Annotated in this window: 11 protein-coding genes and 1 pseudogene; 9 read left to right on the top strand and 3 right to left on the bottom strand. The window is 63.6% G+C overall.

What is annotated here, in order from left to right:
• Window positions 1-16 precede the first annotated feature (16 nt).
• The 8 genes and pseudogenes from BM075_RS20125 (at window position 17) to BM075_RS20160 (ending at window position 8,201) form a co-directional block, all read left to right on the top strand.
• Entirely contained in the window at window positions 17-937 is a 921-nt protein-coding gene (locus BM075_RS20125; RefSeq protein WP_093362501.1) for a manganese-dependent inorganic pyrophosphatase, read from the top strand.
• A 177-nt stretch (window positions 938-1,114) separates the two neighbouring features.
• On the top strand, window positions 1,115-1,984 hold the full coding sequence (locus tag BM075_RS20130) for a TIGR01459 family HAD-type hydrolase (protein WP_093362502.1): 870 nt from the start codon (window positions 1,115-1,117) through the stop codon (window positions 1,982-1,984).
• A 224-nt stretch (window positions 1,985-2,208) separates the two neighbouring features.
• Window positions 2,209-2,652, top strand: a complete 444-nt coding sequence (locus BM075_RS20135; RefSeq protein WP_177208430.1) for a MaoC family dehydratase — start codon at window positions 2,209-2,211, stop codon at window positions 2,650-2,652.
• 45 nt (window positions 2,653-2,697) lie between these two features.
• A complete protein-coding gene (locus BM075_RS20140) occupies window positions 2,698-3,678 on the top strand; it encodes a bifunctional riboflavin kinase/FAD synthetase (RefSeq protein ID WP_093362504.1) in 981 nt (326 codons plus the stop codon).
• 137 nt (window positions 3,679-3,815) lie between these two features.
• Window positions 3,816-4,262, top strand: a pseudogene (locus BM075_RS20145) (YcgN family cysteine cluster protein); the annotation flags it as partial.
• Between the two features lie 78 nt (window positions 4,263-4,340).
• The gene (locus BM075_RS20150) at window positions 4,341-6,272 is read left to right on the top strand and encodes a methyl-accepting chemotaxis protein (protein WP_093362506.1); all 1,932 of its coding nucleotides are present in this window, start codon (window positions 4,341-4,343) and stop codon (window positions 6,270-6,272) included.
• A 65-nt stretch (window positions 6,273-6,337) separates the two neighbouring features.
• Entirely contained in the window at window positions 6,338-7,396 is a 1,059-nt protein-coding gene (locus BM075_RS20155; RefSeq protein WP_093362507.1) for a threonine aldolase family protein, read from the top strand.
• 142 nt (window positions 7,397-7,538) lie between these two features.
• Complete coding sequence (locus BM075_RS20160; RefSeq protein ID WP_093362508.1) at window positions 7,539-8,201, top strand: class I SAM-dependent methyltransferase; 663 nt, start codon at window positions 7,539-7,541, stop codon at window positions 8,199-8,201.
• A 64-nt stretch (window positions 8,202-8,265) separates the two neighbouring features.
• On the opposite strand, the gene BM075_RS20165 is transcribed toward BM075_RS20160, so the two are convergent.
• Window positions 8,266-8,862: a 2-hydroxychromene-2-carboxylate isomerase gene (locus tag BM075_RS20165; RefSeq protein ID WP_093362509.1), complete on the bottom strand. Its 597-nt coding sequence runs from the start codon at window positions 8,860-8,862 to the stop codon at window positions 8,266-8,268.
• Between the two features lie 185 nt (window positions 8,863-9,047).
• Between BM075_RS20165 and BM075_RS20170 the strand changes: the two genes are divergently transcribed.
• Entirely contained in the window at window positions 9,048-10,058 is a 1,011-nt protein-coding gene (locus tag BM075_RS20170) for a ribose-phosphate pyrophosphokinase (RefSeq protein WP_093362510.1), read from the top strand.
• Window positions 10,059-10,170: 112 nt separating this feature from the next.
• Here BM075_RS20170 and BM075_RS20175 read toward each other — a convergent pair whose 3' ends face one another.
• Window positions 10,171-10,569, bottom strand: a complete 399-nt coding sequence (locus BM075_RS20175) for a F0F1 ATP synthase subunit epsilon (RefSeq protein WP_093362511.1) — start codon at window positions 10,567-10,569, stop codon at window positions 10,171-10,173.
• Between the two features lie 9 nt (window positions 10,570-10,578).
• On the bottom strand, window positions 10,579-12,000 hold the full coding sequence (gene atpD, locus BM075_RS20180; RefSeq protein WP_093362512.1) for a F0F1 ATP synthase subunit beta: 1,422 nt from the start codon (window positions 11,998-12,000) through the stop codon (window positions 10,579-10,581).
• Between the last annotated feature and the right edge of the window lie 17 nt (window positions 12,001-12,017).

The raw sequence follows: 12,017 nt of genomic DNA on the forward strand, positions 1-12,017 counted from the left end.
CTCGCGGAGGAGTTTGATGACCATCAAGGTTTTCGGCCACAAGGCCCCCGACACCGATTCCACCGGATCCCCGATCATCTGGGCCTGGTACCTTTCCGAAATCAAAGGCACCCCGGCCGAGGCCAAACTGCTCGGTGAACCGAATACCGAAGCCGCGTTCGTGCTGGAGCGTTGGAACCTCGACAAACCCGAGATCATCGACGCCGCCGGCGCCGGGGACCCTTGCGTCGTCGTGGACACCAACAACCCCGACGAACTTCCCGCCGATATCAATGACTGCGATCTGCTGCAGATCATCGACCATCACAAGTTGACCGGCGGCATCCAGACCAAGTCGCCGATAGACATCACCATGCGCCCGCTGGCCTGCACCGCGACCCTCATGTACGACCTGATGGGCGAGGACGCGGCGAAAATGCCGGAGGCGATCAAGGGCGCGATGCTGTCGTGCATCCTGTCCGACACGATGGAATTCCGCTCGCCGACCACCACCGACACCGACCGGGAGTTGGCTGAAAAACTCGCGGCGGACCTCGGCGTGACCATTGCCGACTATGCCGGCGAAATGTTCGCGGCCAAATCTGACATCTCGGAATTCTCCGACGCGGAACTGATCCGCATGGATTCCAAGATCAACGAGGTGGACGGCGTGAAATTCCGCGTGTCGGTTCTCGAGACCACCGCACCGCACGTGCCGCTGGACCGCAAGGACAGCATCATGGAAACGATGAAGGCCGTGTGCCAGGAGGATGGCGTCGATCACGTGCTGTTCTTCGTCATCGACATCCTGAAGGAAGAGGCAACGCTGCTGATCCCGAACGACGTGGTGAAGGGCGTGGCCGAGAAGAGCTTCGGCGCCACAGTTGAGGGCGACTCCGTGATCCTGCCCGGCATCCTGAGCCGCAAGAAACAGATCATCCCGAACCTGAAGGTCTGACGGCTGCGCCTATGACTCTGCAGCGGGGGGCGGGGAACCGCCCTCCTCTTTTCTGGACCGGCGGTCATTTCCGCAACGTCATTCGATGCGCGCCCGCCCTACCGTTCCCTGCGTCTCCGGGGTATATGGCAACCCGGCGCCGTTTCGCGCGCCTACACCCGTCGCTTCGGAGACCAAATGACCCGTATTATCGAGCAGTTCGCTGAGATTTCATCGAATTACGACGCCGCCTTCGTGGATCTCTGGGGCTGCATGCACGATGGGGTCGCCGCTTTTCCTGACGCTGTCGCCGCCTGTCAGGGGTTCCGTCAGCAGGGTGGCCGGATCGTCATGGTCACCAACGCCCCGCGGCCCCGCGCCTCGATTATCGAGCAGATGAGACGCCTCGGCGTGCCCGATGATGCGTGGGACACCATCGCCACCTCCGGCGACGCCGCGCGAATGGCCATGTTCACCGGTGCCGTAGGCAACAAGGTCTATCATATCGGCGAAGCCAAGGACGATCCGTTCTTCGAGCCACTCAAGATGCTCGACGATCCGGCGGAGATCACCCGCGTCCCCCTCCAGGAGGCAGAGGGCATCGTCTGCACCGGCCCGTTCGACCCGCACGCCGACCCCGCGGTCAACCGCCCCGATTTCCTTTATGCCAAGACAAAGGGGCTGACGCTTCTTTGCGCCAACCCCGACGTAGTGGTCGACATGGGGGACACGCGGCAATGGTGCGCGGGCGCTCTGGCGCAACTCTATACTGAAATGGGGGGGGAGAGCCTGTACTTCGGCAAGCCGCATCCTGCGATCTACGATCTCGCGCGTCGCCGGCTGGCGGAGTTCGGCACCTTCCCGGACGACCGAATCGTCTGCATTGGCGATGGTATCGCGACCGACATTCAGGGGGCGCTCGGCGAGGGGCTGGACTCTATCTTCATCACGGGCGGATTGGCCGCCGAAGAAACGCGGACCGAGCGGCATCCGGACCCGGAGGCGCTCTCGGACTTCCTTACGGCGCACCAGATGTCGGTGAGCTACGCGATGGGCTACTTCCGCTAAACCTCTGTCCCATTGTCTGAAATTGACCCATCCTCGTGGCGTTCGCCAATTTTGAGCGGTAGCCCGACTTTCCGGCAGGCCCAACATGCTTCGGGAATAATGTTGCGCCTATACCACCCCCGATGTCTCTTTATTTCGCGCCGCATCGTGATTTTCCCGTTTCTGCATTGCAGCAATTTGGATTTTCCGGTAGGAGATCGGTAGCAACTCGAAGGATTGCCATGATGCTCGATAACGACGCCGGTAGCACGATCTTCCTCGAAGATCTGGAGATCGGGATGAAGCGTGATCTGTCCAAACTGATCACCGACGAGGACATCGAGAAATTTGCCGAGGTCTCCACGGACCGCAATCCCGTGCACCTTGACGACGAATATGCCAAGGAAACCATGTTTCAGGGGCGGATCGCGCACGGCATGCTGACGGCGGGATTGATCTCGGCCGTCATCGGCGAGCAGCTCCCCGGACACGGCACCGTGTACCTCGGCCAGACCCTGAAGTTCATGGCCCCTGTCCGGCCCGGCGACATCGTTTACGTGGAGGTCGAGGTTGCCGAGATCGACCACAAGAAGCGCCGCGTGAAGCTGTTCACGCAGGCCAAGATTGGCGAGACGGTCGTTTTGCGCGGAGAGGCCAACGTGCTCGCGCCATCCCGCAAGCTGGACTGATCGCGCCCGCTTGCGCTCCCCTGCCCTCGCGGCTAGGGGAAGCCCATGAAGCGGATCACTTCCTTTTCCCGGCTCGGTCCTTCTGAGCGTGGCGCCTGCGCGGCCATCGGCAATTTCGACGGCGTGCACCTGGGCCATCAGGCGGTATTGGAGGTCACCCGCGCTGCCGCCAGCCGGCTCGGCGCACCGCTGGGAGTGGTGACTTTCGAGCCGCACCCGCGCGAGGTGTTCCGGCCCGATTCGCCTCCGTTCCGGCTTATGAGCGCGGAGGCCAAGGCGCATCGGCTCGCGAAACTTGGGGTCGAGATTCTGTATGAACTCCCCTTCGACACGGCTCTGTTCAGACTGACGGACTTCGAATTCTGCCAACAGGTCATCTTCGAGCGTCTCGGGCTTGCCGGGGTGACAGTTGGAGCGGACTTCCGCTTCGGGAAGGGGCGAGGCGGCAACGCAGAAACCTTGAGGAACGCCGGACGGACGCTGGGCTTCGACGTCACCGTGGCCGACCTGTTGCGACTTGAAGCGGACGGGGAGCGCGTGTCGTCGACGGCAATCCGTGAGGCGCTGGCCGCGGGCGAGCCACGGCGAGCCGCGGCCATGCTCGGCCACTGGCACCGTATCGACGGCCCTGTGCTGCACGGCGCGAAACGCGGCCGCAAGCTGGGTTACCCGACCGCGAACATGAGCATTGCCGGCCTTCACCCGCCCCGCTTCGGTGTCTACGCGGTTTTGGTCGAGGTGGTGACGGGCCCCCACGCCGGGAACTACCGCGGGGTCGCGTCGATGGGCATGCGGCCAATGTTCGGGGCGACAGAGCCCAATATCGAAACCTACCTGTTCGATTTCGAGGGGGACCTCTACGACGAACACCTGTCGGTCGGGCTGGTGGAGTACCTGCGTCCGGAGATGACTTTCGACGGCGTTGACGCTCTCATCCAACGGATGGATGCCGACAGCGCCCGCGCACGCGACATCCTCACCCACGTGCCGATGACCGGCTTCCGAAGCATGGTCCGCCCAGAATGACCGACACGCACTGCTCCCGAAAACGAAAGACGTCCCATAGGGGAGGCGGCAACAAGGGGTCCGTCCGCCAGGCGTCTGCGTCGGCGAAAGGAAAGGCTGGGAGGTCCCGGAGATCGAATGACGGGGTAGACCCGTCGGCCCTTCGGCCCCGCTTCTGGGAGCGCGTGGCACTCGACGACATGACCCCGGCGGAGTGGGAAGCGCTCTGCGACGGCTGCGGCAAGTGTTGCCTCAACAAGTTGGAAGACGAAGATACGGGCGAGGTCGCCTATACCCGCATCGCCTGCCGCCTTCTCGACGACGCCACCTGCCGCTGCACCCATTACGATATCCGCCACCAGTTCGTCCCGGAATGCGTCACCCTGAGCCCGGAGAACATCTCCACGCACGCCTACTGGATGCCCGACACCTGCGCCTATCGCCTCCTGGCCGAAGGCAAGCCGCTGGAACCGTGGCACTACCTCGTTTCGGGGTCTCAAGACACAGTGCACTCGGCCGGAATCTCGGTCCAGGGCACGACGCTGTCGGAGTTCGACGTCCCCGAAGAGGAATGGGAAGATCATCTGATCGACGGCGAGCCGTAGTGCCGCGCACCGATTAACGCGACGTTAGATCCGCGGCGGTAGAGATCATGCAAATGAAATCAACCGTGGACCCCTGCCATGTTGCGTGCGCGCCTATCGAAACTCTCCACCCGGATCATGGGTATCGTCGTTCTGGCGACTGCAATCAGCGCCTGTATCTCTCTGGTACTCCTCTCGCTGGAGGTACAGGAAGCGCAAAAGCGCACTGAACGCCAGCTCGCGGAACTCGCCGACATGGCCGTCGGCGTGCTCGACATCTACAACCGCCGAGTCGAAAGCGGCGTGCTCTCGATGGAGGAGGCGCAAGCGAGCGCCAAATTTACGCTCAGCCAGTTCACCTATGGCGATTCGGAAGGCTATTTCTTCGGTATCGATCCCGATCTCAATATCGTCATCCTACCCACGAAGCCGGAGATGGTCGGCACCAATCAGGCGGATTTCGAGGACACGCGGGGCGTCAAGGTCTATCAGGAATTGAGAGACGTCGCCCTGGCGGAGGGAGAGGGCTACGTCCGCTATCACTTCCTCAAGCCCGGCACAGGGGTCGAGGACGACAAGATCAGCTTCGTCACGCATTACGAACCCTGGGACTGGATCATCGGCACTGGCGCTTACGGCTCCGACATACGGAGCGGCCTCTGGCGTCTTGAGGTCTTTAGTATTGCCGCCATCGCGATCGGATCGGCCGTGCTCGCCGCGCTCTCGTGGTGGCTGTCGCGCAGCGTGACCCGCCCGCTCAACGCGGTGCTCGGCAGGATGCAGGGCATGCAGGCTGGCGATCTGGACGCGCCCGTCCCCCATACCGACGCCGGTGGTGAGGTCGGCGATGTCGCCCGCTCGGTCGACGGCTTCCGCACCGCTCTTCAGGAGCGCCAGGCCATGGCGGAGGAGCAAGCGGCGCGCGATGCGGAGGTGGCACGCGAACGAGAGGCCGCGCGGGAGCGTGAGCGCGCGTCAGAAGCCCGGGAGGCTGCGGCAGCGGAGCAGCGGCGCCAGGAGCAGGAACGCGAGCGCGCGGAGCGGGAAGCTCAACGTGCGCAAGCCGAGGCAGACCGCGAAGCACAACGTGCCGAACAGGAAGCTGTGGTCGAAAGACTGGCCGAGGCACTTGGCGCGATGTCGAGCGGCGACATGAGCACGCGTATCGATACCGTGTTCCCGGAGGCTTACGAGAAACTGCGGACCGATTTCAACGCGGCAGTGGCCCGCGTGTCCGAACTGGTTGGCTCGATCCTACAGAATTCCCGCGAAGTCAAAAGCGAGTCCGACAGCCTGAATACCGCCTCGCTGGAATTGAGCCGGCGCACAGAGTCGCAGGCGGCCGCCCTTGAACAAACAGCGGCGGCGGTGACCGAACTCACCTCCTCCGTCGAGAGTTCGACAGTCGGCGCACGCGAAGCGGCAGAGACGGTCTCCCGCACCCGGGTACGGTCCGTCGCCGGCAAGGACGTTGTGCAAAGGACAATCGGCGCCATGAGCGAGATCGCCGACAGTTCCGGTAAGATCTCCAAGATTACCGGCGTCATTGATGACATCGCCTTCCAGACCAACCTGCTGGCCTTGAACGCGGGCGTCGAAGCGGCTCGGGCGGGCGATGCCGGGCGCGGCTTCGCCGTGGTGGCCTCCGAGGTACGGGCGCTCGCGCAGAGATCGTCCGACGCGGCGCGAGAAATCGCGCAGCTCATCGCGACCTCGGGGCAACAGGTGGAAGACGGCGTGGCACTGGTCAATGAATCTGGAACCGCACTGGACGAGATCGAGCGGCTGGTGACCGAACTCGACAACCTGGTCGGCGCCATGGCGGAATCCTCCGCGCAGCAGGCCATCGGGCTGAACGAGATTTCCACGGCAATGAACCAGCTCGATCGCGTGACCCAACAAAACGCGGCGATGATTGAAGGAACCAACGCGGCTGTCGAAAGCCTGCTTGACCGCGCCGCGGCGATGGAACGGGATGGTGCGAGTTTCACGCTGGAGCGCCCCTCTGCGTCGTTGCGGCTGGCCTCCTGATCGCAAGTCCTCGGAGGCGGCCGCACCCCTTGTGCACGGCCTCCGAGGCAGTCTAGACCCGGCGCATGTTCTACGCATCAGACAACACCGGTCCGGTCCATCCCAAGGTCCTCGAGGCACTCACCGGGGCGAACGACGGCCATGCCGCCGCCTACGGCTCTGACCCACTGACCGAGGCGGCCCAAGACCGCATCCGGGAAGTTTTCGAGGCGCCTGACGCCGCCGTACACCTTGTTCCTACAGGCACCGCGGCCAACGCTCTGCTGCTGGCGACATATGCGGCCCCGTGGTCGACCGTCTTCTGCAGCCAGGAAGCTCACATCCACGTCGACGAATGCAACGCTCCCGAATTCTACTCTGGCGGGGCCAAGCTGACTCTAGTTGATACTTCCGAAGGTCAGATCACGCCGGTAGCCCTGGAAACGGCGATCACGGCGGAGGAGACACGCGGTTTGCATGGGCCACAACGCGGGCCCGTCTCGCTCACTCAGGCGACCGAGACCGGAACGGTATACAGTTTGGACTCGACGCGCAGTCTGGCAGGCGTCGCGCGACGCTACGGACTGCCTGTGCACATGGACGGCGCTCGGCTCGCCAATGCTATTCCCGCTATCGGATGTAGCCCCGCCGAGGCGACCTGGAAGGCGGGTGTCGATATGCTCAGCTTCGGCGGCACGAAGAACGGCCTGATGGGTGTCGAAGCGGCGATCCTGTTCGATCCGTCCAAAAGCCGCGAATTCGAGTTGCGACGGAAGCGCGGCGGGCACCTGTTCTCCAAACATCGCTACCTCGCCGCGCAAATGCTGGCCTATCTGGAAGGCGGCCTGTGGCTGGAACTCGCGGCAGCCGCAAATGCTGCCTGCCAGAAACTGGCCGACGGGCTTCGCGACGCACCGGGTGCTAACCTTATGTACAGGCCCCAGGCCAATATGGTGTTTGCGCGACTGCCGCGATCCAGACACCGTCAACTCTTCGCGGCCGGAGCGCAGTATCACCTCTGGGGCGACGAACTGGACGGCGGAGCGGAAGACGAGCCCCTTGCAGCGCGCTTCGTGACAGATTGGTCGTCGCGCGAGACGGACACCGATCGCTTTCTCGACCTTCTTGACCGGGCAAATCGCTGAGGGTTTGATCACGCGTTTGTCACCCCATATCGGACAGGGTCGACCTTTGCCTCTAGGCTCGGCGAAACCGTCTGGTAGGGTCCCCAGGAATGGTTGCCGGCCCCAATCCGGCTCAAGTGACGTGGCATCGACGAGAGGCGATATGGCTCGGACGGGCAACTTTTGGAACTGGATCGCCCGGCGCTATGCCCGGATGCCGGTACGCGACGAAGCCGCCTATCGGCAGAAGCTGGAGATCACGCAGTCCTACCTTCGACCGGACTGGCAGGTCCTTGAGTTCGGCTGTGGAACCGGGTCGACTGCCTTGGAGCATGCCGCCCACGTAAGCCATCTGCGGGCCATCGATTCCGCAGAGGGAATGATCGCGATCTGCAGGGAAAAGGCGGCGCTCGCCGGCGTTACCAATGTGCGGTTCGAGCGAGCCGATTTCGATGCCATTCAGGTGCCGGAGGGCAGCCTGGATGCGGTGCTGGGGATGAGCGTGCTGCACCTGATGGACGATCCTGACGCCACGATATCCCGGGTCTTCGACATGCTGCGCCCCGGCGGCCTGTTCTTCAGCAGCACGACGTGCCTGGACGGTCTGGACGCAACCGGATTCGGCGCACGATTGATCGCCAGGGTCCTGCTGCCCGCCGGCGGGGCACTTGGGCTTCTGCCCCGAATGACCCGGCTGAGCCGGGCGGGCCTTCGCGCGCGAATGGAGGCGGCCGGATTCGAGATCGAACGCGACTGGCTACCGGACGAGGATCCGACGAAGGCGGTCTTTATCGTGGCCCGTAAGCCCCAACTGGTAACGGAGTGACCTTGCGGTCACTGCCGAAACCCAGATCAAGCCTCAGGTGTCCCGCCCGGAATTCGGCAATCGCCTACACTTTTCCATCGAGGTGCGCCTCGAGGTCGTCAAGGCGGTCGTGTCCCCAGAAACGTTCGTCGTCCTCAGTGATGTAGAACGGCGCACCGAAGACGCCGCGCATCACCGCCTCCTCGAGGTTCGCGGAATAGGTCTCCGCCCCGGTGAGCAACCCGGAATCGGCCAGCGTGGGATCGTAGCCGGAATTTCCAAGACACTCCCGGACAACGGCGTCGTCGGCGATGTCCTTTTCCTCGGCCCAGACAGCCCGGAGGAAGGCCTGCACCAATGGGCCGACATCCCCACCGGAACGTTGCGCGGCGATGATCGCATAGGAGGAGGGCGCTGGATTGGTGGGGAAGTGGGCCGGACGAAGATTGATCGGCATTCCCACTAACGCTGCCCGGCGGCGAAGATCCTGCAGGCGATACTCCTGACGCGACGGGTGGCGCTCCGGCAACGGTGTACCGCCGGTCCTGGCGTAGAGCGCCGTCACATCCAGCGGCTTGTAGGCAACGGTTGCGCCGTGGGCCTCGGCGATTTCCTCCAGCCGGTTTCCGGCGAGGTAGGTAAACGGGGAAATTGTGGAGAAGAAGTAGTCGATCCGGGCCATTGCCGCCTCCTGAAGTACGCCGAGAGGGTAGCTGGCGGGCTGTGGCGTACAAGTCCTAAACGTGCAGGGATGTGCCGGTGCGCCGATCCGCGACAGCAGCCGAGGTTTCCATCCCGGCATTCATGGGATAACGCGAGGGCGTCACACGCGTGTCACGAATCCGTCCTGCCCCGGAGCCCCCATTGATGCACCACCAATCCCAGCCCAAGCTGATTTCCGGTAATGCCAACCTGTCGCTCGCCCGCGCCATTTCGCGGCGGGTCTCGATGAGCCGCGGGATGAGCGTCGGCCTCGTAGACGCGCGGGTCGAGCGGTTCGCCGATCAGGAGATCTTCGTCGAAGTCTACGAAAACGTCCGCGGCGAGGACATGTTCATCGTCCAGTCCACCTCGAACCCGGCGAACGACAACCTGATGGAGCTGTTGATCATGGCCGATGCGCTGCGGCGCTCGTCGGCGTCCCGGGTCACCGGGGTCTTGCCCTATTTCGGGTACGCGCGTCAGGATCGCCGCGCGAAGGCCCGCACGCCGATCTCGGCCAAACTCGTCGCCAACATGATCGCGGCCAGTGGCATCGACCGCGTCCTGACGATGGACCTGCACGCGGCACAGATTCAGGGCTTCTTCGATATCCCTGTGGACAACCTCTACGCCTCGCCGGTCTTCGCGCTCGATATCCGCCACAAATTCAAGAAGAAGCTCGACAAGGTGACCGTCGTGAGCCCGGACGTCGGCGGCGTGGCCCGGGCGCGCGAATTGGCGAGCCGGATCGGCTGCGCCCTAGCCATCGTGGACAAGCGGCGGGAAAAGGCCGGCGAAGTGGCTGAAATGACGGTAATCGGCGACGTGGCCGGACAGACCTGCATCATCGTGGACGACATCTGCGATACGGCCGGGACACTGGTGAAGGCGGCGGATACATTGCTCGGCGAAGGCGCCAAGGAAGTTCACGCTTACATCACCCACGGCGTACTCAGCGGGCCGGCAGTCGGGCGGATCACCAATTCGGCGATGAAGTCGCTGGTGATCACCGATTCCATCGAACCCAGCGAAGAGGTGAAGAAGGCGGACAACATCCGCATCGTACCGACCGCGCCCATGTTCGCCCAGGCCATCCTCAACATCTGGAATGGCACCAGCGTTTCGTCTCTGTTCAACCACGAGGCGCTTGAAGCGATTTATGAAGGGACGTACTGACCCTCGCCGCCCTACCCCGCCCCGCTTCGGAATCAGACGGGACGGATCGGCAACCCGAACCAAAAAAGGCCCCGCCAGTGCGGGGCCTTTCCGTTAGGGGAAATGGCGGCGCCTATTCCATCGCTTCCAGCAAGTGCACCAGATCGGCGACGAACTTTTCCGCCACGTCGCGGTCTTCGGCCTCTGCCTCCGTGGCACGTTTCCGGGCGTCCTCTAGGAAGCCTTCCAGTGCCGCGCGGCTTTCGGCAGCGCCGAGAAACGCGTGCTCGGCAAGCACGGAGGCCCCTTCGGGATTGATCTCGGCAAAGCCCCCGGTGACAGCGTATTGCGTCTGCGCGCCATCGGCCGCGCTCACCCGGACCAGCCCGGGCCGCAGCGTGGTGATGACCGGCGCATGGTCCGGCATCACCGTCATGTCACCCTCCGCGGCCGGGATCTGCACCGCAGTGGCCTCCAGCGACGCGAGCCGCTTTTCGGGGCTGACCAGGTCGAACTGCATCGTGTTGGCCATGGGCCCTCCTTATGCGGCCTCCGAGGCCATCTTCTCGGCCTTGGCCACGGCTTCCTCGATATCGCCGACCATGTAGAAGGCGGCTTCGGGCAGGTGGTCGTATTCGCCGGCAACCAAGGCCTTGAACGAAGCAATGGTTTTCTCCAGCGGCACCTGGACGCCCGGGAAACCGGTGAAGACCTGGGCCACGTCGAACGGCTGCGAGAGGAAGCGCTGGATTTTCCGGGCACGTGCCACAACCAGTTTGTCTTCTTCGCTAAGCTCGTCCATGCCGAGGATGGCGATGATGTCCTGCAGCGACTTGTAACGTTGCAGAATTCCCTGCACGTCACGCGCGACCTTGTAGTGCTCTTCGCCGAGCACGGCCGGGTCCATCAGGCGCGAAGTGGAGTCGAGCGGGTCCACCGCCGGGTAGATGCCGAGCTCCGAGATCGCGCGCGAAAGAACGGTGGTCGCGTCGAGGTGGGCGAAGGATGTGGCCGGTGCCGGGTCCGTCAGGTCGTCCGCGGGCACGTAGATGGCTTGCACGGAGGTGATAGAGCCTGCCTTGGTCGAGGTGATGCGCTCTTGCAGTGCGCCCATGTCGGTAGCGAGCGTCGGCTGGTAGCCCACGGCCGAGGGAATGCGGCCAAGAAGCGCCGACACCTCGGAACCCGCCTGCGTGAAGCGGAAGATGTTGTCGACGAAGAACAGCACGTCCGTCCCGGACTGGTCACGGAATTGCTCGGCGAGCGTCAGGCCCGTCAGGCCCACGCGGGCACGGGCCCCCGGAGGCTCGTTCATCTGGCCGTAAACCAGCGCCACCTGGGATTTCGAAAGATCGTCGGGGTTGATAACGCCCGATTCGATCATCTCGTGGTACAGGTCGTTGCCTTCCCGGGTCCGCTCACCCACGCCCGCGAACACCGAGAAGCCGGAGTGCACTTTCGCGATGTTGTTGATGAGCTCCATGATCAGAACGGTCTTGCCCACACCGGCGCCGCCGAAGAGGCCGATCTTGCCGCCCTTGGCGTAGGGGGCCAGCAGGTCCACGACCTTGATGCCAGTCACGAGCATCTCGGATTCGGTGGACTGCTCGCGGAACTCAGGCGCCGGCTGGTGGATAGCGCGGTGCTCCTCAGCCTCGATCGGGGCACCTTCGTCCACCGGCTCGCCGATGACGTTCAGGATGCGGCCCAGCGTGGCGTTGCCAACCGGAACCATGATCGGCCCGCCGGTGTCCGTCACTTCCCGCCCGCGCACGAGGCCTTCGGTCGCGTCCATGGCGATTGTGCGAACGGTGTGCTCACCCAGGTGCTGGGCGACTTCGAGGACAAGCCGCTTGCCGTTGTTTTCGGTCTCGAGCGCGTTGAGGATTTCAGGCAGTTCGCCGTCGAAATGGACGTCGACGACAGCGCCGATAACCTGGGTCACTTTGCCTTTGATAGCCATTGTAATTCGTGTCTCCG

Source organism: Tropicimonas isoalkanivorans (assembly GCF_900112335.1).
Classification (GTDB): domain Bacteria; phylum Pseudomonadota; class Alphaproteobacteria; order Rhodobacterales; family Rhodobacteraceae; genus Tropicimonas; species Tropicimonas isoalkanivorans.